Source organism: Bradyrhizobium sp. 179 (assembly GCF_023073535.1).
In the GTDB taxonomy this organism is placed as follows: Bacteria; Pseudomonadota; Alphaproteobacteria; order Rhizobiales; family Xanthobacteraceae; genus Bradyrhizobium.
This window is the reverse complement of sequence record NZ_JADPJR010000069.1, coordinates 1-24,527: the sequence shown is the minus strand read 5'-3', so window position 1 is coordinate 24,527 and position 24,527 is coordinate 1. Positions and strand designations below refer to the sequence as shown.

Here is a 24,527-nt window from a genome sequence, read left to right as displayed (position 1 = left end):
AGGCTGCAATTGCCCGCACACCGATGATCAGCCGCCACACGTAAAGACCCTCATGAAACCCGCGCTCCTCTCCGCCTGGCAGACCTGGGCGATCCTCTCCGCCTGCTTTGCCGCGCTGACCGCGATCTTTGCCAAGGTCGGCGTCGAGAACATCAATCCGGACCTCGCCACTCTCATCCGCACCATCGTGGTCCTGCTCGCTTTATCGGTGCTGCTGCTCTGCACCGGCCAGTTCGCCACGCCCTCAGCGGTCTCGTCGAGAACCTGGTTATTCCTGGTGCTCTCCGGGCTTGCGACCGGCGCGTCCTGGCTGTGCTATTTCCGTGCGTTGAAGCTCGGGCCCGCAACGCTGGTCGCGCCGATCGACAAGCTCAGCGTCGTCTTGGTCGCGCTGTTCGCCTTCGCTTTTCTCGGCGAGCGCCCGACGGCGCAGGGCTGGCTTGGCATTGCCATGATCGGCGGCGGCGCGGTGCTGCTCGCGGTCAAGTTTTGAGGAGCCCGGCGTGATCCGCGGAACCCGGCCGACAACACGAAGGTTGCTGCCGGGGCCACTTTGAGCTTCGGCCGAGAGATCCGATGTCGAGCGCAAACTCCGATCAAACGAGGCGAGCTGGCCGCGCGCTCGATGCGGCCAATTTCTTCCTCGCCGACGTCCGCGACGGGCTCGGGCCCTATCTCGCCATCTATCTCCTCACCGAGCAGCGCTGGGACGAGGCGCGCATCGGGCTCGTGATGTCGATTGCAACGATGGCCGGCATCGTAGCGCAGACGCCGGCAGGTGCGCTGGTCGATGCAACGCGGAAGAAGCGGCTCGCGATGGTGATAGCCGCCATTATGGTGACCCTTGCCTCGCTATCGCTGCCGTTGTTTCCGGACTTCGGGCCGGTCGCGATCTCGCAGGGGATTGCCCAGGCCGCCGCTGTCATCTTTCCGCCCGCAATCGCCGCCGTCTCGCTCGGCATCTTCGGCCATGCCGCTTTTACTCGGCGGATCGGCCGTAACGAGACCTTCAACCATGCCGGCAACGCTGTCGCTGCGGGTCTGGCAGGCGTACTCGCCTACTGGTTCGGCCCGACCGTCGTGTTCTACCTGCTCGGCGCCATGGCGATTGCGAGCCTCGCCAGCATTGTCGCAATCCCCGAACGAGCCATCGACCACGATCTTGCTCGCGGGCTGCACGACGCTCACGCGAACGATCAGCCCGACCACCCCTCGGGCCTCGGCGTGCTCCTGACTTGCCGCCCCCTGCTCGTCTTCGCGCTCTGCGTCGCGCTGTTTCACCTCTCGAACGCGGCCATGCTGCCTCTGGTCGGGCAGAAGCTCGCACTGCAGGACAAGAAGATGGGCACCAGCCTGATGTCAGCCTGCATCGTCGCCGCGCAACTCGTGATGGTGCCGTTCGCAATGCTGGTGGGCGCCAAGGCTGATAGCTGGGGCCACAAGCGCTTCTTCCTTGCCGCATTAATGATCCTGCCGATCCGCGGCGTCCTCTATGCGCTCTCGGATAATCCGTTCTGGCTGCTCGGCGTGCAGCTTCTGGACGGCGTGGGCGCCGGCATCTTCGGCGCAATCTTTCCAGTTATCGTCGCCGACCTCATGCGCAACACCGGCCGCTTCAACGTCGCGCAGGGCGCGGTCATCACCGCCCAGAGCATTGGAGCTGCACTGTCGACGACACTGGCAGGCCTGGTCGTGGTCGGCGCGGGGTACCACGCAGCGTTCATCTCTCTTGGCGCTGTGGCGGCGATCGGCGCCGTGATCTGCTTCTTCGCTCTACCGCAGACGCGGCAAGGCGCAGACGGCGATCTGTGCCCGCGGGGGAAGACAGCTGCGTCCGCATCGGCTATCGCTGCCGAATAGATCTGGTTCACCTTGAGGACTGAAACGTGCCGTCTGACGCCATCTGGGCCTGGAGCATCATCGTCGCTGCGATCGCTGGCGTCATCATCCGCCCTTTTCGCCTGCCGGAGGCGATCTGGGCAGCGATCGGTGCCGCCGCGCTCGTGCTGCTCGGCTTCCTGCCGTGGCGCGATGCGCTCACCGGCATCGAGAAGGGTGTCGACGTCTATCTGTTCCTGATCGGCATGATGCTGATCGCCGAGCTGGCACGGCTCGAAGGCCTGTTCGACTATCTGGCCGCCTTTGCGGTCGAGCATGCACGCGGCTCTCCGCAGCGGCTGTTCCTGCTGATCTATCTCGTCGGCACGCTGGTGACGGTGCTGCTCTCGAACGACGCGACCGCGATCGTGCTGACGCCGGCCGTTTACGCCGCCACCCGCGCGGCCGGCGCCAAGCCGCTGCCCTATCTGTTCGTCTGCGCCTTCATTGCCAATGCCGCGAGCTTCGTGCTGCCGATTTCCAATCCGGCCAATCTCGTGGTCTTCGGCAAGCACATGCCGCATCTTGGAGCATGGCTGCATCAGTTCGCGCTGCCATCACTCGCCTCGATCGGCTTCACCTATGTCGCATTGCGCCTTGCGCTGCACCGCGAGTTGAAGGAGGAAACGATCGAAACCAGGGTCCCTCACCCGAAACTCGGACGCGGCGGCCGATTGACCGCCTATGGCATCGGCGCCATCGGCATCGTGCTGATCTGGGCTTCTGCGCTCGATCTGCAATTGGGCTTGCCGACGTTCGTCTGCGGGACGGCGACGGCGGCCGCCGTGCTGTTGATCAACCGTCAATCGCCTATGCCGGTGCTGCGCGGCGTCTCCTGGAGCGTGCTGCCGCTGGTCGGCGGGCTCTTTGTCATGGTGGAGGCGCTGGTGAAGACCGGCGTGATCGCGCAGCTCAGCGCGCTGCTGCACCAAGCGGTGGCGCAATCCGTCCCGCAGGCCGCCTGGAGCGTCGGTGTTGCCACCGCGCTCGCCGACAACATCGCCAACAATCTTCCGGTCGGCCTTGTCGCCGGCTCCGTCGCGGCCAGTGATCATCTGCCCGCGCCCGTCGTCAGCGCCATCCTGATCGGCGTCGACCTCGGCCCCAATCTGTCGGTGACCGGCTCGCTCGCCACCATCCTCTGGCTGGTTGCGCTCCGGCGCGAGAAGATCGAGGTCGGCGCCTGGCCATTCCTCAAGCTCGGTCTGCTGGTGACACCGCCCGCACTGATCGCAGCATTGGCGGCGGCAATCTGGTAAGCAAGGTCAGACGCAGCTTTCGAAATAAGGCGCGAGCTATTTGCGGTAGATCAATGCCGCCGGCGACGCTGCGGCAGACGATCGGCCCGCTCGGCCACAAGGTGGGATCGATCCCGTCTTCTTGAGCCCGTGACCGTCCGGCCCGATCGCGGCGATGACGCCGCGACCGGGTCGCGCTTCGTCAGTCGTTCTCGTAGCCGTAGACTTCCGGCAGGATGAAGATCGCAGCCAGCAATCCGATCACCGGGAAGATTGCGACGAACAGGGTGGCATTGGCTTGCCCGATCGCCGCGAACAGCGATGGGAATAGGAAGATCGCCAGGAACGACGGCAGCTTCACGAACATATAGGCGAAGCCGCTGGCGGTGCCGCGGTATCGCGGCCGGGCGACCATGGTCGGGATGGTCATGCAGTTCGACGCGTCCCAATAATGGCCCCAGAGCATGCCGGCCGCGGCGAACGGCAGCAGCATCTTGTTGTCCGTGTAGAGCGCAAACGCAGCGACCAGCAGTGACACCAGCACGATGGAGAAGCCCGCGATCGCGATGCCGCGATGGCCGATCTTCGGCGTCAGCAGCGGCCCGACCCACCCCGACAGAGCGGCGAAGCTGAATAGCCCCATCGTCACCAGATTGTTGCCGAGCACGCTCGACACGCCGACCATGACGAACAGCACCGGCAGGTAGAACGCGAAGGTCGAGAACTCGCTCGCCTGCGCGAAACAGGCGATCCAGCCATACAGCGTGGCACGCCAGCGGATCGGATCCTTCTTGAGATCGGCTAGGAACGCGCGGGTCGAGACCTTCGGCACCTCGACGTCCCGGTCGGGCAGCATGTCGAGATTGTCGTTGAACATTTCGCGCGCGACCTGCTTGGCCTCGCGGTAGCGTCCCTTCTGCACCAGCCACACCGCCGTCTCCGGCACGTCGTGGCGCATGATCAGGATGATCAGCGCCGGCACCGCGCCGAGGCCGAGCGTGACGCGCCACAGCATCTCGTGGTTCATGTCGATCAGCAGGAAGATCACGATGACGCCGATGGTCAGGACCTCGCCGACCGCGAACATGAACTGCCAGCGGTTGCCCATCACCTCGCGCTCACCCTTGGCCATGGATTCCATGATGTAGGTGTAGCCGGTCGAGATGTCTGAGCCGAGCGGGATGCCGAGCAGGAAGCGGATCACCACGAGCCAGGCAACGTTGGGCACGAAGGCCTGCGCCAGCGCCAGCACGATGAACATCACCATCGTGACCAGGAACATGACACGGCGGCCGATCTTGTCAGACAGCCAGCCGCCGAGCAGCGCACCGATCAGGGCGCCACCTTGCGTGCCGGCCGCGGCGAGGCCCAGCATCAGCGGATCGGGATTGTACTGCTCCTTGATGAAGATCAGCACGAAGGCGATCGAATAGAGATCCCAGGCTTCGACCAGGATCGAGGCCATCATCAGCCAGCCGACCTTGTTGCCTTTGGGACTGTAGTTCGTGATGAGGTAGCGGACCGCGGCCTCGCTCGCGCTCGGTTGTGGCATCGCCATCGTCGACATGTGTGGTCCTTTCTTCAAACTTTCTCACGCGCCGAGCAGCGGCTCGATGCTGCAATCGAGCAGACGCGGATCGATCCCCGCCTCCATGCCGGTGAATATCGCATCCATGTAATCGATCAGGGCATCGCTCGCTTTCACCGCATCCTCGACGCGGCGATTGGCGACCGCAGCGAGAACGGCGAGATGGCAATCGATCGTGCCCGACAGCTCGGTCTGCCCCGGCATGAAGCGGTGGTGGATGTAGCCGATGCGCCGGTACAGCGTGTGCAGCGGCCGCAGCGTGTGCACCAGGAACGGCTCGCCCGCGGCCTCCAGCACCAGTGCGTCGATCCGACGGTCGATGCTGTTGAATTCGTCGAGGCTCAGGCTGGCGCGGCGCTCGCGCAGCAGGCGCTCGATGTGCAGCGCCTGATTGCGATGCGACAGGCTGGCGCGATCGGCCGCAAGACGGATCACGAAGCGCTCCATGTCGCGGCGTAAGCCCAGCAGCATGCGCTCACGCGCCAGATCGATCGGGGCGATGTGCAGCCCGTGCCGCGGACGAATGATGATGAGCGTGTCGGCTGAGAGACGATTGACGGCGTGATGCACCGGCGTGCGGCCGAAACCAGTGATCTGCTGCAATTCCAGCATGGTCATGAACTGGCCCGGCTTGAGCTCGCAGTGGACGAGGAGCTCCTCGATCCGCTGATAGGCCAGCTCGAAGAAGTTGAGGCGGTTGCGCCGGGAGGGCCTGCCCTCGCCGCCATCGTCGCTTCTCACCACCTCGAGCGCGCGCTTGCGCCGTGCCATGTCGTCCTCCGTCAACCTGCGCTCTCGTTGCGAGCTGGCGCCTTGTTTGTGACTTAAAACATATTGTGAAATATTACAAGCAGGCGTAGGACTGCCCATCGGCCCGCCGGCAAACGGCGGCGCAGAGATGACAAACAAAGCGGCGCTATGGCCCGATGGGAGGATTATTGCCGTGAAGATCACGTCGATCGAGACCCTGCGCACCGAAGAATTCTCCAACGTCATCTGGGTGCGCGTCCACACCGATGCGGGCATGATCGGGCTCGGCGAGACCTTCTACGGCGCGGGCGCGGTCGAGGCGCAGATTCACGACACCTTTGCCGGCCGGCTGCTCGGCCGCAATCCCCTGCACATCGAAGCCATCCACCGCGACATGCTGAACCTGCCGATGGCGCAGTCATCGACCGGCGTCGAATACCGCGCGGCCTCGGCGATCGACATCGCGCTGTGGGACCTGTTCGGCAAGGTCTGCGGCCAGCCGGTGCACCAGATGCTCGGCGGCCTCTGCCGTGACAAGCAGCGCATCTACAACACCTGCGCCGGCACCCAATATGTCCGCTCGACCAATATCAGCCCGGTCGCGAACTGGAATCTCGGCGCCTCCAAAGGACCTTACGAAGATCTCGACGGCTTCATGCATCGCGCCGACGCGCTCGCCGAAAATCTCCTGGAAAGCGGCATCTCCGCGATGAAGATCTGGCCGTTCGATCCCGCCGCCCAGGAAAACAAAGGTCTCTACATCACCGCCGCTCAGATGAAGCAGGCGATCGAGCCGTTCGAGAAGATCCGCAAAGCTGTCGGCGACAAGATGGAGATCATGGTCGAACTGCACTCGCTATGGAATCTGCCGACTGCCAAGCAGATCGCGCGCGCGCTCGAGCCCTACAAGCCGACGTGGTACGAGGACCCGATCCGGATGAACTCGCCGCAGGCGCTGGCCGAATATGCGCGCTCGACCGATGTCTGGGTCTGCGCCAGCGAGACGCTGGGCTCGCGCTTCCCCTACAAGGACATGCTCGACCGCGACGCCATGCACGTGGTGATGGCCGATCTGTGCTGGACCGGCGGCCTTACCGAGGGGCGCAAGATCGCAGCGATGGCCGAAACCTATCACCGGCCTTTCGCACCGCATGACTGCATTGGCCCGATCGGCTTCATCGCCGCCATCCACATGTCGTTCAGCCAGCCCAATACGCTGATTCAGGAATCGGTGCGCGCCTTCTACAAGGGCTGGTACAATGAGCTCGTCACCACCATGCCCATGATCAAGGACGGTTTTGTCTATCCGATGGAAGGCCCCGGCCTCGGCGTCGACCTCCTGCCCGCCGTCTTCGACCGCTCCGATCTGACCGTGCGCCGCTCCAACGTCTAAGGATTCCTGAGATGAGCACCGCCCTCTTCGACCTTTCCGGCCGTACCGCGCTCGTGACCGGCTCCTCTCGCGGCCTCGGCCGCGCCATTGCCGAAGGCATGGCCGGGGCCGGCGCCAAGCTGATCATCAACGGCGTCGATCCCAAGCGCGTCGAGCAGGCCGTCGCCGAGTTTCGCAGCGCCGGACATCAGGCCGAAGGCGCCGCATTCAACGTCACCGACGAGCCCGCGATCGTCGCTGCCTTCAACGACTTCGACAGACAAGGCCTCGCCGTCGACATCGTCGTCAACAATGCCGGTATCCAGCACCGCAAGCCGCTGGTCGAGTTCACTACCGACGAATGGCGCAAGGTGATCGAGACCAATCTCACCAGCGCCTTCGTGATCGGCCGCGAGGCGGCCAAGCGCATGATCCCACGCAAGCGCGGCAAGATCATCAACATCGGCTCGCTCGGGAGCGAGCTCGCGCGCCCGACCATCGCGCCCTACACCGCGGCCAAGGGCGGTATCAAAAATCTGACCCGCTCGATGGCGGTGGAATGGGCCCAGCACGGTATCCAGGCCAATGCAATCGGCCCCGGCTACATGCTGACCGACATGAATGAGGCGCTGGTCAACAACAGCGATTTCAACACCTGGCTGATGGGCCGCATCCCGTCGAAACGTTGGGGCAAGCCGGACGAGCTGGTCGGCGCGGCGATCTTCCTGGCCTCCGACGCCTCCACTTACGTCAACGGCCAGATCATCTATGTCGACGGCGGCATGATTGCCGCGATGTGACCCGCGAACCGCTGAAGGAACAAGCCATGCGCGCCGTCGTCATTCACGCCCCGAAAGACCTGCGGATCGACCTCTATCCGGATGTGGAGCCCGGACCGGGCGAAGTCCGCGTCAAGATTGCCAATGGCGGCATCTGCGGCTCCGATCTGCACTACTACCATCACGGCGGCTTCGGCGTGGTCCGCATCCAGCAGCCGATGGCGCTAGGGCATGAGATCGCCGGCGTGGTCGCTTCCGTCGGTGACGGCGTCACCCAGGTGAGGCCGGGCACGCGCGTTGCGGTCAATCCGAGCAACCCGTGCGGCCAGTGCCTGCATTGCCGGGAAGGCATGCGCAACCAGTGCCTTGACATGCGCTTCCTCGGCAGCGCGATGCGCGTCCCCCATGTGCAAGGCGGCTTTCGTGAATTCATTACGGTCGACGCCACGCAGGCCGTACCGATCGCTGACAGACTGTCGCTCGCCGAAGCTGCGGTCGCCGAACCGCTGGCCGTATGTCTGCATGCCGGCAAGCAGGCCGGTCCTCTCCTCGGCAAACGCGTGCTGATCACCGGCTGCGGCCCGATCGGCGCGCTGATGATCTTGGTTTCGCGCTTCGGCGGCGCCGCCGAGATCGTCGTGACCGATGTCGCGGACGCTCCGCTCGCGGTCGCGAAGAAGCTCGGCGCCACGCACGCGATCAATGTCGTCACCAATGCCACTGCGCTCGATTCCTGGCGCGCGGGCAAGGGGGTGTTCGACACGCTGTTCGAAGCCTCGGGCAACCAGGCTGCACTTCGTACCGCGCTGGACATATTGCGGCCCGGAGCCACGCTCGTTCAGCTCGGCCTCGGCGGCGAGATGACGCTGCCGATCAACTCCATCGTCGCCAAGGAATTGCAGCTCCGCGGGACCTTCCGCTTCGATTCCGAGTTCGAGCTCGCGGTGCGGCTGATGGGCGAAGGCCTGATCGACGTCAAGCCGCTGATCACGGCCACCATGCCATTCGAGAGCGCGGTCGCCGCCTTCGAGCTCGCCAGCGACCGCTCACAATCGATGAAGGTGCAGCTTACTTTCTAGCGGCGTCGGTGGCCTGCTGACTCTCGATCAGCCGGTCGCTGACCAGCCGCACAGCGCCGCGCTTCCAGGAATAGTCCGCGCCGAGGCGCAGGCCGCTGTCGCCGCGCGCCACCACGGCGCCGGTCCTGGCATCGCGAAGCTGGAAGCCGAGCGTGTATTCGGTGCGGCTGACACGCCGCACCACACCGATCAGCGACTGGTCCGCCCCGAGCTTCTGCGCGATCGCAGCCTCGCAGCCGCCGCAATCCCGCAAGGCGCCCGCCCTCGCCGCCCCTCCGCCGACATCGATGATCCGGTAACGGCCGGACTGGCCGAGCGCCTCGCGCACGGCGGCGCTGACCTCGGCCAGATGCGAGGCGTCCGAAGCGGCCGAGACGGTCGCGGAAGCGGCTGTCATGTCCTCGAGCTCGAAGTCGAACACGGCAAGCGCGACCGGCGCTGGCATGGCGAGCGCAGCCATGACCTCGCGGGACACGAAGATCTCGGCGCGCTCCCACGATTCATCATTGTCGCCGCGGAAGGTGTAGAGCTTGTCCATCACGAGCCTTTTGGCGCCGACGTCTATCACGGCGACCTTGGCCCATTGCACCAGCGTGCTGGTCTTCTGGATGCCGCCGACGACCTTGAACGCCGCACCGTCCTCGGCAGACCGCAGCAGCCGATAGCGCCGGTCCGTGCCGATATCCCGCCTCAGCGCGGCCATGAACGCCGATAGCCGCCGCTCGTGGGCGGCGGTCTGGTTGGCTGGCTCGCCCGAGGTATCGGTATAGCTGAAATCGTCCATGGCAACGCCAATGGCAGCCTCGGCATCGGCCCGCGACGAAGAGAGCCCAAAGAGGAAGAAAGCAGAGAGAATCAGCCGGAAGCAGTGCATGAAGGAGCCTCGTGGGATGGAGCGGCCCCGCAAATCTGGACGGGTCGCCTGAGGCCACGCAGCCGTAATTGTCCCGACGAGCGCCGGGAAAATTTCACGACGTTGCACTGCGGAAGGTCGCGAACGCTTCCCGCGGGTTGCGTTCTGCCGTTTAATGGACGAGCGACAAAACCCGTTCGCACCAGGTGCCCGCCGATGTGGAATCGCCCGAGGTTCGATCTCAAGGTCCGTCTGACGCTCCACGTGGCCGCAATATCGGCCGCCTGCTTCGCCGCGATCTCCGCCTATTTCCTTGTTGCGGCCGAACGCGCAGCGCATGCCCGCATCGACGGTATCGCCGCCATCGTGGCGAAGACACTGGAGTTGCAACAGGGCAAGGTCCAGTGGGTGGCTAGCCCCCGCTCCGACTTTCCGAACCTTGATCCGGTTTCGGCCCATGTGATGACTCCCGGTCTGTGTCTTGGATTCCGGAGCGCCAGCGGCGAGATGCTTCAGCGCTTCTGCAGTGGCGCGCCTGCCCCGGCGAGCCCGCCGCCGCAAGCCTTCGCCGCCTTCTATCGCAGCCTGTTCGACCCCGGCCGCGAGGCGGCACGGCCAGTGATCGTGCGCGGAACGACGCTCGGCGAGACCGTGGTCTCGGTCGATCCCACCGTGCAGACGGCGGAGGCCTGGCACGAGGCTGGTCGCCTGATGATCGCGCTGGCGATCGCGTTGCCGCTGCTTTGTGCGCTGGTCTATGCCACACTCGCTCGCGCCCTGCGTCCTACCCGGATGATCGGCAGCGGCCTCGAGCGGATCGCCGCTGGCGATCTCACGACCCGGCTGCCGCCGTTCGATCTCGCCGAGCTCTCCGCCATCCGCGACGTCTTCAACCACCTCGCCGAGAGCCTCGATATCGCGCTTGCGGAACGCAACGAGCTGACGCGGAAGCTGATCGCGCTGCAGGACGAGGAGCGCCGCCATCTCGCGCGCGAGCTGCATGACGAGTTCGGCCAGTCGCTCGCCGCAATCCGCGCGCTTGCCGCGTCCGCCCGCCAGACGGCAGCGCAGGACTGCCCCGGGCTGCTGGGAGAGTGCGACTGCATTGCCCGGACCGCGACCGGCATGATGGAGACGCTGCGCGGCGCGCTGTTCCGGTTGCGGCCACCCGATGTCGACGAGCTCGGCCTCGTCGCGAGCCTCGAAGGCCTGGTGTCGGGGTGGAACGGCCGCAGCCGCGGCCAGACCCGCATCGATATCCGGTTCGACGGCGCCTTCGAGAGCGTGCCCGCCTCCGTCAGCGCCAATCTCTACCGCATCGTGCAGGAAGCGCTCACCAACGCGGCCAAGCACGCCGGGGCCAGGAAGGTCAGTCTGCATCTGACCATGGCGGAAAATGAGATCGCGCTCGCGATCGAGGACGACGGCCGGCCGAACGAGGCGGCCGTCAAATCCGGCATGGGCCTGCTCGGCATGCGCGAGCGCGTCGCCGCGCTTCGCGGCCGGCTGAGCTTCGAGACCGGCCCCAATGGCTCCGCGCTGCGCGTGTTCATTCCGCTCGCGGCCGGCGATCGGCAGGCGCTGGAGCACGCGGCATGAGCGCGACTGAAGCGACCATCTTGCTGGTCGACGACCATTCCGTCGTCCGTGAGGGGTATCGCTCCGTGCTCCAGAAACAGCCGGGTTTGCGCGTCGTCGCCGAGGCGGCCGACGGCGCGGAAGCCTACCGGCTGTACAAATCCGAGGCACCCGACCTCGTCATCATGGATCTCAGCATGCCCGGCATCGGCGGCATCGAGGCCGTCAGGCGGATCCGGCAATGGGACAAGGCCGCAAGGATCCTGGTCTTCACCATGCACGAGAATGCCGGCTTTGCCGTGCAGGCGATCCGCGCCGGTGCCAGGGGTTACGTCACCAAGACCAGTCCGCCCGAGACCTTGGTGCGCGCGGTGAAGGACGTGCTCGCCGGCAAGATCGCCATCAGCCCCGACATCGACCATGAGCTTGCGCTCAGCCGCATCGGCGGCGAGAGCTCGGCCGCCGACGTGCTCACGCCGCGCGAATTCGAGGTGCTCCGCCTGCTGCTCGCCGAGAACACGACTGAGCAGATCGCCGCAACGCTGCATGTCAGCCCGAAGACGGTGGCGAACCTGCACTCGCTGATCAAGGACAAGCTCGGCGTCGGCTCCGACATCGAGCTGGTCCGGCTGGCGCTGCGCCAGGGAATCTTGACCGAGGTCGATCTCGGCGAGGCCTGAGCGCTCAGGCGAGGTAGCGCGTGAGATAGCCTTCCATGGCGTAGAGTGCGCAGAGCGCGAGGCTCGACCACACCGCGGCGCTGAAATACAGGAACATCCAGGTCAGCTCGCCCTTCCAATGCGCGATGTCGTGAGTCACGACCCAGCGCGTCGCGACATCGTGCAGGCCTTCGAGGAAGCCCAGGAACCTGCCGCCCTCGGCGTGCCCTGCCCGCCAGCGGCTGAGATACATCGGCACGTCGACGGTGACGAGGAAGGCGAGGAAGCAGGCGATGCCGACGATTCCCGCGATCAGCGCCCAGCGCACCACGCCCTGGAATTCCGGCATCAGTCGGCACAGTGCGATGCCGGCGAGGAAGAAGGTCACCGCCCACAGCGAATTCTCGATCGCGTTGTAGAGGAAGTTGGTGGTCACCACCGCGTACCAGGAGAAGCACTCCGCGATGATGATGATCGGCACGATCACGAGCGCGATGTTCACCGCGGTCTGCGCGCCGGTCATGGTCCCGAGCTGATGCAGAATGATCGCCCATTGCGCCGCGAAGCAGACTTCGGCGACGGTTGCGACCGTACGGCCGACGAACACGCTCGGCAGCCAGGTGTCGAAAAGGCAGATACGCTGCACATCGGCGCGTGGCAGCACTGAGCGAAACGCGCAGCCGAACACATAGGCCGCGCACAGCAGGAACATCAGGCCGATATCCGAGCCGCCACTGAGGCTGCCCGCAACGGTCGGGTAGAACTCGCGGTACAGCATGAACCAGACGAGGATATTGGCAGCGCTGACCAGCGTCAGGGATCCCCACCACCACGCAAGGGGATTTGACCGTGCCTGCCAGTGCAACATGAATCGCTCCGCTGTAATCGACGTGACATGTGTTCGTAATAATCCTGTCACAAGACGCCGTGGAATCACGACAAAAATCTGTGTGTAGCGGCGCCTTCCGCGCGTTCCCTGAGCAGGCGGGGGAATTTAGCTTTGTCCGCATATTGGACAGAAACGGCGCATTCCTGAATTTATTGGACAACCATCCTCCTGCGGTTCATTAAAGCCCGCATGGCCCGCTCCCCATCCAAACCGCTCCTCGCCTCTTCGTCGGCCGCCGCGGTGCTCGCCGACAGCGCAGACGACGCTGCGTTTGCGACGACATTGGCAAAGGGCTTGGTGGTGCTCGAAGCCTTCAGGGCCGGAGCAACGGAGCTCGGCAACATGGAGCTGTCGACGCTGACCGGGATTCCGCGACCGACGGTGGCGCGACTTACGCACACGCTCGCCGAGCTCGGCTATCTCCGCTACGCCCCCGGGCGCGCCAAATATCGCGTTGGCGCACGGGCCTTGCGCATGGCGCATCCGCTGCTCGCCGACATGCAATTCCGCCAGCTTGCACGGCCCATGATGCAGGAGCTGGCGCAGAGTGTCCGCGGCACCGTCTCGATCGGCCTGCTGGATGCGACCTCCATGATCTATGTCGAGACTGCGCGCGCCGGCGACGTCGGCCCGCACGTCCCTGACATCGGCATGCCGATTCCGGTTGTGATGACCGCCATGGGCCGCGCCGCGGCAGCGATCTTGCCGCCGGCCGAAGCGGCCCAACTGGAGCGGCGCATCGTTGCCGAAGATTCCGAGTTGTGGGCCGCCTTCCAGGGCAAATACCGAGCGGGCCTCGCTCAATGCGTCAGCCGCGGCTTCTGCACCTGCTGGGGCGAGTATATGGCTTCGATCCACGCCGTCGCCGCGCCGCTGTTTCACGCGAGCGAAGCGAAGCAGTCGTTCTCGATCAATTGCGGCATCCCGGCATTCCGACTCCAGCCGGGGCAGCTGGAGGGCGAGATCGGCCCGCGCATCGCGGCGCTCGCCGACAGCATCCGCGCGATCGTCAAGGCGGCGGAGCCGGCAGCCGAGACAGGCAAGCAAAATAAGAAGGGCGCCAGGACATGAACAAACAAAGCTGGCGCCCCACGTCCGGGAGGCCATCATGATCATCACACGCCGAACATTGCTGGGCGCCCTCGCCGTCTGCCTGGCGAACCCGTCATTTTCCGCTCGCGCTGAGGACGCCTGGCCGTCACGTCTGGTGCGGCTGATCTCACCCTACGGGCCCGGCGGCTCCAACGATATCTCGCTGCGTCTGCTGGCGGAGGAGCTCGGCCGCAGCCTGCGCCAGCAATTCATCGTCGAGAACAAGCCGGGCGCCGGCACGCGCATCGCCAACGATTTGGTCGCGCATGCGCCGGGCGACGGTTACACCATTCTCTATGGCGCAGCCCCCTATGCCACCGCCGAAGCGCTGTTCGGCAAGCTGACCTACGAGCGAAAGGATCTGCAACCGGTGGCAATGGCGGTCATCGCGCCGCTATTCTTGATCATCAGCGCGGACGCGCCGTTCAAGACGCTGCCGGAGATGATCGCCTACGGCAAATCGAAGCCCGACGGCCTCACCTTCGCTTCGCCCGGCGCGGGCTCGCAACCGCACCTTGCCGGCGAGCTCCTGTTCCGGGACGCCGGCGTCAAGGGCCTCAACATCCCGTTCCGCGGCGACGCCGCCTCCTACACCGAGCTGCTTGCCGGCCGTGTCGACGCCACGCTGACGGCGCTGCCGACCGCGCTGCCCTACATCCAGAGCGGCAAGTTCATCGTGCTCGGCGTTGCTTCGCCCGAGCGCAGCGCGCTCTACCCGCAGGCGCCGACCTTGCGCGAACAGGGCTTTCCCAACGTGGCCGCCGCCGGTTGGTACGGCTTCATGGCGCCATCGACGACACCACGCACGATCCTCGACAAGCTCCAGGCTGAGGTGCTGCGCGCGCTCGCCGAACCCGCAATCAAGGACAAGCTGACCGCCCAGGGCCTCGAAGTGCGCCCCGGCACCGCGGCCGAGTTCGGCCAATTCATCGACAACGAGACGCAGAAATGGAGCAAGCTGATCCGCGACGCCGGCCTCAAAGGCGAATGACGGTCAGGAACGTCCCTCGGCACGGCGGCCGCCGCTGCGGATGAGGCTATCGGCTACGTCCACATGATGCTGGTATTCGGAGATCGCGCGATTGGCCATGCGGATCCGGTTCGTCTGCCCCTCGTCCAACATCACGGCGATACGTTGCGCCAGGAACACGCAGGCCTCGAATTCGTCGTGAATGGCGCCGGTCCGCGCGAGAAAATCCCAGGCGATCTCGAAGGCCTGCTCGGCGGCGGGGTTGCGATAGTCACTGAAGATGATGTGCGTCATCACTGCCAAAGCCGGAGTGCAGCGATCGTTCCTCGGCGCCGAACGCACGCCCCCATTGCAAGCGTGAGAAACCACCGGCCGCCCTGGCGCGCCGGTGGTTCGATATCCTGGGAACGCGGAGAGCTACGCGGCCTGGCGCTGATGCGTCAGGTACTCCATGGTCACCTTCTCGACATTTGAATCGATCCAGGCGGCCATACGCTGCTCTTCCTTCAACGAGGCTTCGAGCAGCGGCTTGGCTTCGGGCGCACCGGCGGCGCCGCAGAGCGTCAGGAGCGACTTGTAGGCGGCGATCTCGAAATTCTCGAACGCGTTGTTGGCGAAGGTGTTCTTGAGGATCTCGTCGCCGGCGACCGAATGCGCCATCGCCATCATATTGGCCATGACCGACTGCGCCGTGTCCTTCAGGCCGGACGTGCTCTCGCCGCAGGCCTCAAGGCACTTCTCCAGCCGATTCAGTTGCTCATTGGTTTCTTGAAGGTGCGCGGTGACCTTTGCCTTGACTTCGGGATATTCGTCCAGCCGCTCCGACTGGCGCTCCATCAGTTCTCTCGCTTGAATTTCCATCGCGTGCGCATTGCGTAGTCCGACCACGAACGTATCGCGGGCTGCGTCAGCCATTTTCCTGTCCTCCGTTTGAGTGGCTTCGTGCCGCAACCGGGAAGAAGGGGCGATTGTTCCTAAGGGTACCGGGCTGATTGCCGCAGGCGACCTGCATCGGAGCCGGGCGTTTCGGTCCACCGCCGGAAGGTCCTCCAACATCAATGAACGTAGGAACGGTTGGCGACGCGCGTGATTGGTCCGTGGTAAAACTTCAAGGAGCAAGATCATGCGTAAGACACTTCTGACGATCTTCACGGCCGCGATGCTGGCCGGCGCTTCAGTCGGCGCAGCGTTCGCACAAGCGGGCGGCGGCGGCGCCGGTGGTGGTGCTGGGGGCGCCGGCGGCGGAGCTGGTGCCGGCGCCGGTGCGGGCGCGGGAGCCGGCGCAGGTTCGGGCGATGGAGGCGGTGCGGGCGCAGGCGGTGCGGGCGCAGGCGGTTCCGGAGCCGGCGGCGGTGGCGACATCACGCATGTGGAGCGCGGCGGACAAGGTGCCTCCAGTCCCAAAGGCATGCGCAACGAGACTACCCCACCGTCAGACGGCACCACACCGCGACGTTAGCGGGACAATCGGTCAGGTCCTCCGAAAGCCGAGCACGACCGAGCCACGCGTTAATGCGACCCCGGCGAATTCCCTCCGCTGGGGCCGCACCGACTGTGCCGAGCTGCCGAACTTAGAACCTTCCGAGCTGCTGAACCTAAAACGCGTGCAGCCACCTCAATGCGAAGCATCGATCTCGGAATGACTGCGCCCTTCTCAGCCTTTCATCCCGGCCACATACACCGCCAGCTTGTCCAGCGTCTGGTAGCCGTATTCGACGGCGCCGAATCCGATCATGGCGTCGCGCTGCGCGGTGCTCGAGGCCAATTGGCGCAGCGTCAGCACGGTCTTGCCGTTGCTTTGCTCGGCAAAGGTGACGGTGAAGCGGAACAGGCCGGGATCGTCGTCCTGGTCGGCGCCGTGATCCATCTCCATCAGAGACGGCCGCTCGATGCGGCGGAAGCGCATGCGGTTCGGATAGACGGTGCCGTCGGGGCCGACCATGTTGAAGCGCCAAACGCCGCCGACGCGCACGTCGATTTCGAAGGTCTCGACCTTAAACCCCTTCGGTCCGAACCATTGCGGCAGGTGTTTCGGATCGGACCAGGCCTCGAACACGAGATCGCGCGGCGCGTCGATGACGCGCGACATCACGATCTCGCGGTCGAGCGACCATTGCGAAAGGGCGGCATTGGCAGAACTCGTCATCACTCAGAACCTTTCCGTTTGGTTGTCCGGGACGGACGCTTGGCGGCCGCCCTCTCCTTCTCTTTTTTGAGCTTCATCACATAGGCTTCGAACCGGTCGAGCCGCATCTCCCAGACCGCACGCTGCTGCTGGAACCAGTCTTCCGCGCTGATGAGCGCATCCGGGCTGAGGCGGCAGGTACGGACGCGGCCGGATTTCTCCGACAGCACCAGCCCGCTCGTCTCCAGCACATGGATGTGTTTCATGAAACTCGGCAGCGCCATGTCGAAGGGATCGGCGAGCTCGCCGACGGAGGCCTCGCCCGCGCAGAGCCGCATCACGATCGCCCGCCGCGTGGGGTCGGCGAGCGCGGCAAAGATCTGGTCGAGCCGGGACAATTGGTTAGCCATGAAGCTAACTATAGCGCCAGCACCGCCTCGCGTCAATCATTGTTAGCCCACAGGCTAAGTGATTTGGGGTGCAGGCCCCGCCAGGCGGAACCCGCAACGCGCAATCGTGAATTGGGCCGTGCCCGCGGTCACGTTAAGACGGGCCCGGCGGGGGCATCACATCATGCGTCAGAGCCGTGCCGTCAGTTGCCACCTCATCGCACCTCACCCGGCGGTCGCTCTCCCGGGCAGCGCTTGTTCCACTCGCACTGGCCTTGCCCGGCCGCGCCTCGGCGGATTCCGACATGATTGCGCAGATGCGCGACATCGTCGCAAACGGGCTTGCGGCGACCGCGACGCCGGATCATGCGGGCGGACTTGCCGCCGCCCTCTATGCCGGCCGCCATGTCGAGTTCTTCACCTACGGCTTTGCCGATGATGCGGCAAAACGGCCGGTGACGCCGGACACGCTGTTCAATGTCGCCTCCTTGCGAAAACCCTTCGAGGCGACTCTCGTGGCGCTCGGTGCGCTGCGCGGCGAGCTGCGGCTCGACAACCGCTTGCCGAAATACCTTCCCGAGCTGAACGGCGACTACGTCCGCCGCGTCACCATCGGCGAGCTGGTCACGCACAGCTCGGGGCTGTTGCTGCCGACCGATCATCCGCCCTGGCCGGACGAGCAGTTTACGCGCGACCAGTTCATCGCCATGCTGAACGCCTTCGCACCGCCGCCCGGCGTCGCACCCGGACGGCAGCGCATCTACACCCATGCCGGCTACGTCCTGCTTCAGCTCGTGCTCGAGCGCCGCTACGGCGCTCCGATCGCGGCCCTGTTCGAACAGCGCATCCTTGGACCACTCGGCATGACCGCGACCTGTGTCCCCGAGCGCGGCGAAGACAACCGCGCTGTCATGGACGAGGCCTGGATACGGCGCGTGGTCCAGGGCTATTCGGACCAGGGCATGGCAATCGGCCCGATTGGCAACCAGCAGAGCTATTTTGACTTTTCCGGCACGGGCCAGATGTTCTCTTCGGCGCGGGATCTCGCGCGCTTCGTTGCCGCCTGCATCGATGGCCGCTCGCTCGATCCTCATCTGCGCGAGGCGTTGCGGATGACCCAGCATGAGGCCCACCGCATCGACGAGAAATTCGGACAGGGCATGGCCTGGGAGAGCGTGCATCTGCCCGGCGTCACCGTCGTGGACAAGCCGGGCGGTCTCAACAACGCCTCCGGCTATATCGGTCTCGTGCCGGCGCGACGGCTCGGCCTGATCCTGCTCGCCAATCGCGGCGAATATCCGCACGAGATTGCGCGCTACAAGATCCTGCCGGAACTGGCGCGGCTCCTCGCCTCACATTGAGGCGCCGCTCAAACCGAGCGCGTCAGTCCGCCGTCGACGCGGATATTCTGACCGGTGATGTAGGCCGCGCCGTCGGAGGCCAGAAACGAGACCGTCGCCGCGATCTCCTCGACCTTGCCGTAGCGCTTCATCGGCACGCTGTCGCGCCGCGCCTCGGTCTGCGGCAGGCTGTCGATCCAGCCCGGCAGCACGTTGTTCATGCGGATGTTGTCGGCCGCATGCGCGTCGGTGAAGATTTTCGTGAAGGCAGCAAGCCCTGCCCGGAATACGGCCGAAGTCGGAAACATCGCGCTCGGCTCGAACGCCCAGGCGGTCGAGATGTTGATGATGGCGCCGCTCCTCTGCGACTGCATCACTGGCGTGACCAGCCGGGTGGGACGGATCACGTTGAGAAGGTACGTATCGAGCCCGGCATGCCATTGCTCGTCGGTGATCTCCGTGATTGGCGCGCGCGGTCCGTGGCCGGCGCTGTTGACGAGCACGTCGATCCGCCCCCATCTGGTCATCGCGCCCTCAACGAGGTGCTTCAGATCGTCATTGGACTTGTTCGAACCGGTGACGCCGAAGCCGCCGAGCTCGGCGGCGAGGGCCTCGCCTTTGCCGGAGGACGACAGGATCGCGACGCGAAACCCATCTGTTGCCAGCCGCCGTGCCGCCCCAGCCCCCATGCCGCTGCCGCCCGCGGTGACGAGTGCAACCTTCTCCGCCATGACCGATCATCCCTTGTGAATATCGTTGAGGCGAGCCGCATGCCCGACCTATCATGAGGCCTTCTACCTCCAGACCCGCCGGCAGGTCCATCGTCGAGAGCATTCGTCATGAGCGATTTGCAGATCCGCAATTTGCGTCCGGAGGAGATCGCCGTCCCCATCGACTGGGCCGCGGCCGAGAGCTGGAATCCGGGCCTTGCCGACGCCGCCTGCTTCGCGATCCCCGATGCGCAAGGCTTCTTTCTCGGCGAGATCAACGGCGAGCCGGTCGCGACCGTCTCCTGCGTCAATTACAATGACCGCTTCGCCTTCCTCGGCTTCTATATCGTGCGCGAGAGTTTTCGCGGCAAAGGCCATGGCCTGCGCATCTGGAACGCGGCGATCGCGCATGCGGGCACTCGCGTGATCGGGCTCGATGGCGTGGTCGCGCAGCAGGACAATTACAGAAAATCGGGCTTCCAGCTCGCCTACGCCAATATCCGCTATGGCGGCACCGTGGCCGCGCCACCGAAACCGCCTGCCGATGTCGTCGCCCTCGATAACATCCCGTTTGCACGTGTTGAAGCCGATGACGCCACCGTCTTCCCTGCCGCGCGTAGCGCGTTCCTGCACGCCTGGATCAACACATCAGGCCATGTCGGCCGCGCGCTGCTGCGCGACGGCAAGCTGTCCGCATGGGGCGTGATCCGGCCGTGCCAAACGGGTCACAAGATCGCTCCGCTCGTTGCCGACGATCGCGCGGCGGCGGAAGCGATCGTTCAGGCCCTGCTTGCAGGTGTGGCCGGCGGCGAGGTCTTCCTCGATGTCCCCGCCGTCAATCGCGAGGCCATCGCGCTCGCGGGCGAGCTCGGGCTCAAACCAGTGTTCGAGACGGCGCGGATGTACACGGGACCGATCCGGCCGCTGCGGATCGACCGCGTGACCAGCTTCGAGCTGGGCTAGGGCGTGTACTCATAGATCACGCGCTTAGTTTGGGTGCTCCAGATGTCCGCTCATCCCTCAAAAGCGGCACAAACAGCACGGCCAGCCAGCTGAGCCACCGCACGCTTTTGCGAATCGAGCAGCACCTTAGTAGCCGCTGTGAACTCCCGCCGCTTCATTCGATCCTCATCGCACCTTGAGGAGGATGGAAACAGCTTATCACGTTCGATGGTTGCACGAACTGCGATGGCTGGGCCGAAAATCAGATGAAAGAATAAAGAATGATGTGGCGTTGGGACAGCGTGACTGCCGAATCACATCGCTTGCGCGAGTAGAAGTTTGAGCATTGAATCAGCGATGATACCCATAACCGCAAGTGGTTTCTCGGGTATGCCTGCCGCTCTCGCAGGATGAAGCGATGCAGAGATTCGCCTAGGCTTTGGCCGCGTGATGGCTTCATGCGTAGCTGAACCGGAGAGGTACGACTACTCGGTCCTGCCAACGGATTGGGAGTAGCCACACGCGCCTCATGCGCGCACCTAGCGCGGTCGACGGCCAACAAACGGGAGGACAACAATGAGCACCTGGCTTAGTGAGCGAGAACAGCGTCTCGTCGCGGGCGCGGAGGCGGCATCGGCGGCAACGCCTATCCCTACCCAGATTGTCTCCAATGGCGAGTATCTCCCGCCCCCGCAGAGCGATACGCAAAAGAAAGTCGAGGCACGGATCAACGAGCTCGCTGATGTCAACGGCAGGCACCTCGGCTTGAGCCGCAGGCAGTTCTTGCACACGAGCTGCGGCATGGCGGCAGCGTTCCTCGCCATGAACGACATCTACGGCAATGTTTTCCAGGTCGCGCCCGCTGAAGCCCGCGAGCCTGAGCTGATGCTGGCCCGCGCGCAGAGCCTTGCAGGCCAATTCATCTTCGATGTCCAGACTCATTTCGTGCGGGACGACTTCGACCACAAGGAGCTGTTGGGGCTGGCGGACTTTGCGAGCCAGCACTGGAATCCGAAGATGAAGGAGGAAGGCGTCTCCTCGCTCGCCCGCTACAAGTTCCAGAACTATGTGAAAGAGATCTACTACGACAGCGACACAAACATGGCGCTCCTGAGCGGCGCGCCCTTCGACGACCCGAGTTGGTGGCTGCTGTCCAATGAGCAGATCGTCAAGGCGCGAGAACTGATCAACGACTTCGCCGGTTCGCGCCGCCTGCTGGCGCATAGCGTCATCACCCCCAAGCAACCCGGCTGGATGGACGAGGTGGACAAGGCGATCGAGATCTACAAACCGGATTCCTGGAAGTCCTATACGATTGGTGATCCGCTGGCGCCCTCGAAGTTCCCATGGCGGCTCGACGACGAGCAGGTGATGTATCCGTTCTACGAGAAAGCAGTGAAAGCCGGCATCAACACGCTGTGTATCCACAAGGGGTTGCTGCCGCCCGATTACGAGAAGTCGTTCGCCGGCGTCTGGGAATATGCAACGGCGTGGGACATCGGAAAAGCCGCGAAAGATTGGCCGCAGATGAACTTCGTGATCTATCATTCGGCGCTGCGGCCGTTCCTCGAGCTGCCCGATCGTGCGTGGGCGGATTTCGAGCAGACCGGCCGTATCCAGTGGGCAACCGATCTCGCGGAAATCCCTCAGAAGTTCGGCGTCACCAACGTCTATGCCGAGCTCGGCACGTCCTTTGCCAACTCGGCGGTGGCGCATCCGAAGTTCTGCGCCGCGCTCATTGGCACGCTGATAAAGGGGATGGGTGTTGACCACGTCATGTGGGGCACCGACTCGGTCTGGTACGGTTCACCACAGTGGCAGATCGAGGCGCTGCGCCGGCTCGAAATTCCGGAGGATATGCAGAAGAAGTACGGCTTTGCACCGCTTGGCGACGCCAACAGCGCTACCAAGCAGCTGATCTTCGCGGGCAACGCAACCAGATTCTACAAGATCAAGCTGAAGGCGGCCGAGAATACCAGGATGCCAGCCTTTTCCGAGGACCGCCTCGCGGCGCTCAAGAACGAGTACACGCAAGCTTCCAAGCAACCATCGAACCTGCGCTACGGCTACGTTCGCGCCGCATAGGAACGGTCCAAGAGCGTGGGCAAGCTCCGCTGGCAATGGACGCGCGGCTGCCGCAAATCCGACCCCGGCTCGGGGTCAAGAAGCGGAGAACTCGGGGTGAGCGAATCTAGTCCGCTATGTCTCACCGAGCGGACCTTCCGCTCGGCCCTCGGGAGCCCACATTGCTTTATGAGTACACGGTCTCGCTCAGTAGCAGCGCATGATGTTGACGGTGTGCTCGCCGCCGCCGCGGCCGGGCACCGTCACCTGCTCCGTCGGGCAGCTCGGCACATAGGGCCGGTCGGACGGCACGACATTCGGCGGGAATCGGTGCGCCCAATCCCAGGGAACGTCATACGTATAGGTATAGCGCACATCGCTGGAGAACGACTGAGCCGCCTCGCCGAAAGGCTGGCTATACGTCGCACCGTCGTAGAAGAACCCGCCACCGCCGGGCCAATAGACCCAGGGATTGCTGCGCCGGTGGAATCGGGCGCCAGGCCCGATCGGCGCACGCGCCATTGCATTCGGAGGCGCGGCGGCCAGCCCGTGGGGCGCGGCGCCACCAGGTCTGGCAAAACTATCGCTGGGGCTAAGGAGCAGCGCGGCTGCGCTGAGCGAGGCGAATAGCGCCCCTTGTGATCTCGATATCATCATACGCACCAACTCGTTTGGCTTCGCGGGTGGCGGCTCCCCCACCACACGCTAGGCCGGGCTGTCGCCCGCCCGCAAACGTATAATTAATTTTTGGTTAAGGCACGGGATTAACGGGGAACATGGTGCGGCAGAACGCCCGGAATTTCCGTCCCCCTTGCAGCCATTTCGTTCCGCGGCACGCGATTCATAACCAGTTGATCGGAGTTGATCGCACCCCGGCCAATACGTCCGGAACGCTCCCGCATTGCAACCGTTGGCCCCCACACAAGCAAGGAGCATCTTCAATGCAGAACAAGTCAAAACTCCTCTGCCTGGTCACGGCATCGCTCGTCGCAGGCGCAACAGCCGCATCGGCGCAGGGCTACGACTGGAACGGGCCGCGCGTGGGTTGGGACCGCACGGCACCCGCCTACGAACCGGTTCAGCCGCGCGCGTACTATCCGGATGTCGCCGGACCGTATGGCGCGTACAACGGCACCCGCCATCCGACCCCGAGCTCAACGCAGGGCGATGTCGGTCCTGACGGCAACAACAACGGCACGCTGACCGGCAGCTATCGCAACTGGTAGCGAGCCGGGCTTCGTTGCAAGGACCCGCCGCTTCATCGAGCGGCGGGTCGTTCTTTTGCGGCATACATTGTGAGCTGAAGATCGCCGTTGTCGCCGCCTGCGCCATTGCAAGCGCAAGGACGATGTTGAAGCAGTCACGCGCGATAACGGGCGCAGCCCGGACGGAGCAAACCGTAATCCGGGAGCGCTGTCTCCGCACGGATGGGATTACGCTGCACTCCGTCCAGGCTACATGATATCGCGTTTCCGGCGGGGCGAAACACCAAGCCGCGGGTCAACCCGCGCCATCCAAAATATTCCGCTTTACCGAAATTCGGAAATAGCGTATGCGTCCGACAACCCGACCCAAGCAAGAAGGGCGTATCGCGATCGTCACGACACGCGGGCCGGGCGGCGGTGGACGCTAGGTCACATCGGCGCGAAGAGCTTCGCAGGGCGGACAGCCGTGAGCGAAGAGCCTCGCGCGCTCGACCGGTGTGATCGGCGTACGGCAAAATCGTGTGGTCCTGGCGCCCGGGGTCTGTGCGCCAAGTCTTGCGGTGATGTGAGCGGCCCAACCGGACCGCGGCATCAGCCATCGGCAAGGCGACGGGGGCAATAGTGCATCGCTCCCCGGGGAGAGCGCGACATAAGCCGTTCCAACCATCCGCGCAGGGAAGGTCGGGATGTCTCCGGTTGCCCTGTTGTCCGCTATGCATGAAGCACACGCAACCTGCTCTTGGCATGGCGGTCCATGGGAGCCAACCGGCTCCCGGTCTTCCCTGCGCCCTCTTTCAATTATGAGGGCAAGGCATCGAAGCAGAGCTCGGGCGAACAAGCCGCGAGGATGCGAAGGTGTGCCTGCCATTGAAATGCGAATTGAAAGCGCGATGCCGTCACTCCACATTCCGTCATCGCGAGGAGCGAAGCGACGAAGATTCCATGGGGGTGGATAGCGACCAAGTCTGAGGCCAGACTGAGGTTGCATCCATTCAACCTGGAGACGACGATGTTGCTCGATCATCCT

At 64.5% G+C, this 24,527-nt stretch carries 25 protein-coding genes; 15 read left to right on the top strand and 10 right to left on the bottom strand.

The genetic code is table 11. The annotated features are described in order from the left end of the window. The first annotated feature begins 52 nt into the window (after window positions 1-52). The 3 genes from IVB12_RS16770 to IVB12_RS16760 all read left to right on the top strand — a co-directional run bounded on the left by IVB12_RS16770 (window position 53) and on the right by IVB12_RS16760 (window position 3,137). Window positions 53-493 (top strand): EamA family transporter, encoded by a 441-nt coding sequence (locus IVB12_RS16770; protein WP_247300695.1) that lies wholly within the window; start codon window positions 53-55, stop codon window positions 491-493. Window positions 494-576: 83 nt separating this feature from the next. Next, window positions 577-1,860 carry an MFS transporter gene (locus tag IVB12_RS16765; RefSeq protein ID WP_247300694.1) on the top strand — a complete coding sequence of 428 codons (1,284 nt, stop codon included), beginning with the start codon at window positions 577-579 and terminating at the stop codon, window positions 1,858-1,860. Between the two features lie 26 nt (window positions 1,861-1,886). Next, window positions 1,887-3,137 (top strand): arsenic transporter, encoded by a 1,251-nt coding sequence (locus IVB12_RS16760; RefSeq protein ID WP_247300693.1) that lies wholly within the window; start codon window positions 1,887-1,889, stop codon window positions 3,135-3,137. Between the two features lie 181 nt (window positions 3,138-3,318). Here IVB12_RS16760 and IVB12_RS16755 read toward each other — a convergent pair whose 3' ends face one another. Both IVB12_RS16755 and IVB12_RS16750 read right to left on the bottom strand, forming a co-directional pair. Next, window positions 3,319-4,683, bottom strand: a complete 1,365-nt coding sequence (locus IVB12_RS16755) for an MFS transporter (RefSeq protein ID WP_247300692.1) — start codon at window positions 4,681-4,683, stop codon at window positions 3,319-3,321. A 24-nt stretch (window positions 4,684-4,707) separates the two neighbouring features. Continuing rightward, window positions 4,708-5,475: a GntR family transcriptional regulator gene (locus tag IVB12_RS16750; RefSeq protein ID WP_247300797.1), complete on the bottom strand. Its 768-nt coding sequence runs from the start codon at window positions 5,473-5,475 to the stop codon at window positions 4,708-4,710. Between the two features lie 172 nt (window positions 5,476-5,647). Here IVB12_RS16750 and IVB12_RS16745 point away from each other — a divergent pair, with 172 nt between their 5' ends. The 3 genes from IVB12_RS16745 to IVB12_RS16735 are packed head-to-tail and all read left to right on the top strand — an operon-like array spanning window position 5,648 to window position 8,684. Continuing rightward, entirely contained in the window at window positions 5,648-6,847 is a 1,200-nt protein-coding gene (locus IVB12_RS16745) for a mandelate racemase/muconate lactonizing enzyme family protein (protein ID WP_247300691.1), read from the top strand. An 11-nt stretch (window positions 6,848-6,858) separates the two neighbouring features. Next, window positions 6,859-7,626 (top strand): SDR family oxidoreductase, encoded by a 768-nt coding sequence (locus IVB12_RS16740; protein ID WP_247300690.1) that lies wholly within the window; start codon window positions 6,859-6,861, stop codon window positions 7,624-7,626. Between the two features lie 26 nt (window positions 7,627-7,652). Continuing rightward, window positions 7,653-8,684, top strand: coding sequence for an L-idonate 5-dehydrogenase (locus IVB12_RS16735; RefSeq protein ID WP_247300689.1), 1,032 nt, complete (start codon window positions 7,653-7,655; stop codon window positions 8,682-8,684). On the opposite strand, the gene IVB12_RS16730 is transcribed toward IVB12_RS16735, so the two are convergent. Beyond that, complete coding sequence (locus IVB12_RS16730; protein ID WP_247300688.1) at window positions 8,674-9,558, bottom strand: DUF3280 domain-containing protein; 885 nt, start codon at window positions 9,556-9,558, stop codon at window positions 8,674-8,676. The genes IVB12_RS16735 and IVB12_RS16730 overlap by 11 nt on opposite strands. Before the next feature lie 195 nt (window positions 9,559-9,753). Between IVB12_RS16730 and IVB12_RS16725 the strand changes: the two genes are divergently transcribed. Then, entirely contained in the window at window positions 9,754-11,136 is a 1,383-nt protein-coding gene (locus IVB12_RS16725; RefSeq protein WP_247300687.1) for a histidine kinase, read from the top strand. Then, window positions 11,133-11,795 (top strand): response regulator transcription factor, encoded by a 663-nt coding sequence (locus tag IVB12_RS16720; protein ID WP_247300686.1) that lies wholly within the window; start codon window positions 11,133-11,135, stop codon window positions 11,793-11,795. Before IVB12_RS16725 ends, IVB12_RS16720 begins: the two co-directional genes overlap by 4 nt. A 4-nt stretch (window positions 11,796-11,799) precedes the next feature. Here IVB12_RS16720 and IVB12_RS16715 read toward each other — a convergent pair whose 3' ends face one another. Then, window positions 11,800-12,642, bottom strand: a complete 843-nt coding sequence (locus IVB12_RS16715) for a hypothetical protein (RefSeq protein ID WP_247300685.1) — start codon at window positions 12,640-12,642, stop codon at window positions 11,800-11,802. A gap of 210 nt (window positions 12,643-12,852) precedes the next feature. Between IVB12_RS16715 and IVB12_RS16710 the strand changes: the two genes are divergently transcribed. After that, on the top strand, window positions 12,853-13,734 hold the full coding sequence (locus tag IVB12_RS16710) for an IclR family transcriptional regulator (protein ID WP_247300684.1): 882 nt from the start codon (window positions 12,853-12,855) through the stop codon (window positions 13,732-13,734). Between the two features lie 37 nt (window positions 13,735-13,771). Further along, window positions 13,772-14,746 carry a tripartite tricarboxylate transporter substrate binding protein gene (locus IVB12_RS16705; RefSeq protein WP_247300683.1) on the top strand — a complete coding sequence of 325 codons (975 nt, stop codon included), beginning with the start codon at window positions 13,772-13,774 and terminating at the stop codon, window positions 14,744-14,746. A 3-nt stretch (window positions 14,747-14,749) separates the two neighbouring features. On the opposite strand, the gene IVB12_RS16700 is transcribed toward IVB12_RS16705, so the two are convergent. Together IVB12_RS16700 and IVB12_RS16695 are read right to left on the bottom strand one after the other, a co-directional pair. Then, on the bottom strand, window positions 14,750-15,019 hold the full coding sequence (locus IVB12_RS16700; protein WP_247300682.1) for a hypothetical protein: 270 nt from the start codon (window positions 15,017-15,019) through the stop codon (window positions 14,750-14,752). Between the two features lie 123 nt (window positions 15,020-15,142). Beyond that, window positions 15,143-15,640: a ferritin-like domain-containing protein gene (locus IVB12_RS16695; protein ID WP_247300681.1), complete on the bottom strand. Its 498-nt coding sequence runs from the start codon at window positions 15,638-15,640 to the stop codon at window positions 15,143-15,145. A gap of 208 nt (window positions 15,641-15,848) precedes the next feature. Here IVB12_RS16695 and IVB12_RS16690 point away from each other — a divergent pair, with 208 nt between their 5' ends. Then, window positions 15,849-16,184: a hypothetical protein gene (locus tag IVB12_RS16690; RefSeq protein ID WP_247300680.1), complete on the top strand. Its 336-nt coding sequence runs from the start codon at window positions 15,849-15,851 to the stop codon at window positions 16,182-16,184. Window positions 16,185-16,379: 195 nt separating this feature from the next. Here IVB12_RS16690 and IVB12_RS16685 read toward each other — a convergent pair whose 3' ends face one another. Then, window positions 16,380-16,871: an SRPBCC family protein gene (locus IVB12_RS16685; protein WP_247300679.1), complete on the bottom strand. Its 492-nt coding sequence runs from the start codon at window positions 16,869-16,871 to the stop codon at window positions 16,380-16,382. Further along, complete coding sequence (locus tag IVB12_RS16680) at window positions 16,871-17,260, bottom strand: metalloregulator ArsR/SmtB family transcription factor (protein ID WP_247300678.1); 390 nt, start codon at window positions 17,258-17,260, stop codon at window positions 16,871-16,873. The genes IVB12_RS16685 and IVB12_RS16680 overlap by 1 nt, the downstream gene beginning before the upstream one ends. A gap of 284 nt (window positions 17,261-17,544) precedes the next feature. On the opposite strand from IVB12_RS16680, the gene IVB12_RS16675 reads away from it, so the two are divergent. Next, window positions 17,545-18,600: a serine hydrolase gene (locus tag IVB12_RS16675; RefSeq protein WP_247300677.1), complete on the top strand. Its 1,056-nt coding sequence runs from the start codon at window positions 17,545-17,547 to the stop codon at window positions 18,598-18,600. Between the two features lie 8 nt (window positions 18,601-18,608). Here IVB12_RS16675 and IVB12_RS16670 read toward each other — a convergent pair whose 3' ends face one another. After that, window positions 18,609-19,310, bottom strand: a complete 702-nt coding sequence (locus IVB12_RS16670) for an SDR family oxidoreductase (protein ID WP_247300675.1) — start codon at window positions 19,308-19,310, stop codon at window positions 18,609-18,611. 108 nt (window positions 19,311-19,418) lie between these two features. On the opposite strand from IVB12_RS16670, the gene IVB12_RS16665 reads away from it, so the two are divergent. Continuing rightward, window positions 19,419-20,252, top strand: coding sequence for a GNAT family N-acetyltransferase (locus IVB12_RS16665; RefSeq protein ID WP_247300672.1), 834 nt, complete (start codon window positions 19,419-19,421; stop codon window positions 20,250-20,252). Between the two features lie 555 nt (window positions 20,253-20,807). Continuing rightward, window positions 20,808-22,316 carry an amidohydrolase family protein gene (locus IVB12_RS16660; protein ID WP_247300671.1) on the top strand — a complete coding sequence of 503 codons (1,509 nt, stop codon included), beginning with the start codon at window positions 20,808-20,810 and terminating at the stop codon, window positions 22,314-22,316. Window positions 22,317-22,502: 186 nt separating this feature from the next. Here IVB12_RS16660 and IVB12_RS16655 read toward each other — a convergent pair whose 3' ends face one another. Next, the gene (locus IVB12_RS16655; protein ID WP_247300796.1) at window positions 22,503-22,949 is read right to left on the bottom strand and encodes a hypothetical protein; all 447 of its coding nucleotides are present in this window, start codon (window positions 22,947-22,949) and stop codon (window positions 22,503-22,505) included. Between the two features lie 287 nt (window positions 22,950-23,236). Between IVB12_RS16655 and IVB12_RS16650 the strand changes: the two genes are divergently transcribed. Next, entirely contained in the window at window positions 23,237-23,521 is a 285-nt protein-coding gene (locus tag IVB12_RS16650) for a hypothetical protein (RefSeq protein WP_247275622.1), read from the top strand. The last annotated feature ends 1,006 nt before the right edge of the window (window positions 23,522-24,527 follow it).

What these genes read in the sequence shown, in the direction of transcription:
- IVB12_RS16770 (WP_247300695.1), top strand. Translation starts at nt 53, where the DNA reads ATGAAACCCGCGCTCCTCTCCGCCTGGCAGACCTGGGCGATCCTCTCC.
- IVB12_RS16765 (WP_247300694.1), top strand. Translation starts at nt 577, where the DNA reads ATGTCGAGCGCAAACTCCGATCAAACGAGGCGAGCTGGCCGCGCGCTC.
- IVB12_RS16755 (WP_247300692.1), bottom strand. Translation starts at nt 4,683, where the DNA reads ATGTCGACGATGGCGATGCCACAACCGAGCGCGAGCGAGGCCGCGGTC.
- IVB12_RS16750 (WP_247300797.1), bottom strand. Translation starts at nt 5,475, where the DNA reads ATGGCACGGCGCAAGCGCGCGCTCGAGGTGGTGAGAAGCGACGATGGC.
- IVB12_RS16740 (WP_247300690.1), top strand. Translation starts at nt 6,859, where the DNA reads ATGAGCACCGCCCTCTTCGACCTTTCCGGCCGTACCGCGCTCGTGACC.
- IVB12_RS16735 (WP_247300689.1), top strand. Translation starts at nt 7,653, where the DNA reads ATGCGCGCCGTCGTCATTCACGCCCCGAAAGACCTGCGGATCGACCTC.
- IVB12_RS16730 (WP_247300688.1), bottom strand. Translation starts at nt 9,558, where the DNA reads ATGCACTGCTTCCGGCTGATTCTCTCTGCTTTCTTCCTCTTTGGGCTC.
- IVB12_RS16725 (WP_247300687.1), top strand. Translation starts at nt 9,754, where the DNA reads ATGTGGAATCGCCCGAGGTTCGATCTCAAGGTCCGTCTGACGCTCCAC.
- IVB12_RS16720 (WP_247300686.1), top strand. Translation starts at nt 11,133, where the DNA reads ATGAGCGCGACTGAAGCGACCATCTTGCTGGTCGACGACCATTCCGTC.
- IVB12_RS16715 (WP_247300685.1), bottom strand. Translation starts at nt 12,642, where the DNA reads ATGTTGCACTGGCAGGCACGGTCAAATCCCCTTGCGTGGTGGTGGGGA.
- IVB12_RS16710 (WP_247300684.1), top strand. Translation starts at nt 12,853, where the DNA reads ATGGCCCGCTCCCCATCCAAACCGCTCCTCGCCTCTTCGTCGGCCGCC.
- IVB12_RS16705 (WP_247300683.1), top strand. Translation starts at nt 13,772, where the DNA reads ATGATCATCACACGCCGAACATTGCTGGGCGCCCTCGCCGTCTGCCTG.
- IVB12_RS16700 (WP_247300682.1), bottom strand. Translation starts at nt 15,019, where the DNA reads ATGACGCACATCATCTTCAGTGACTATCGCAACCCCGCCGCCGAGCAG.
- IVB12_RS16695 (WP_247300681.1), bottom strand. Translation starts at nt 15,640, where the DNA reads ATGGCTGACGCAGCCCGCGATACGTTCGTGGTCGGACTACGCAATGCG.
- IVB12_RS16690 (WP_247300680.1), top strand. Translation starts at nt 15,849, where the DNA reads ATGCGTAAGACACTTCTGACGATCTTCACGGCCGCGATGCTGGCCGGC.
- IVB12_RS16685 (WP_247300679.1), bottom strand. Translation starts at nt 16,871, where the DNA reads ATGACGAGTTCTGCCAATGCCGCCCTTTCGCAATGGTCGCTCGACCGC.
- IVB12_RS16680 (WP_247300678.1), bottom strand. Translation starts at nt 17,260, where the DNA reads ATGGCTAACCAATTGTCCCGGCTCGACCAGATCTTTGCCGCGCTCGCC.
- IVB12_RS16675 (WP_247300677.1), top strand. Translation starts at nt 17,545, where the DNA reads ATGATTGCGCAGATGCGCGACATCGTCGCAAACGGGCTTGCGGCGACC.
- IVB12_RS16670 (WP_247300675.1), bottom strand. Translation starts at nt 19,310, where the DNA reads ATGGCGGAGAAGGTTGCACTCGTCACCGCGGGCGGCAGCGGCATGGGG.
- IVB12_RS16665 (WP_247300672.1), top strand. Translation starts at nt 19,419, where the DNA reads ATGAGCGATTTGCAGATCCGCAATTTGCGTCCGGAGGAGATCGCCGTC.
- IVB12_RS16660 (WP_247300671.1), top strand. Translation starts at nt 20,808, where the DNA reads ATGAGCACCTGGCTTAGTGAGCGAGAACAGCGTCTCGTCGCGGGCGCG.
- IVB12_RS16655 (WP_247300796.1), bottom strand. Translation starts at nt 22,949, where the DNA reads ATGATATCGAGATCACAAGGGGCGCTATTCGCCTCGCTCAGCGCAGCC.
- IVB12_RS16650 (WP_247275622.1), top strand. Translation starts at nt 23,237, where the DNA reads ATGCAGAACAAGTCAAAACTCCTCTGCCTGGTCACGGCATCGCTCGTC.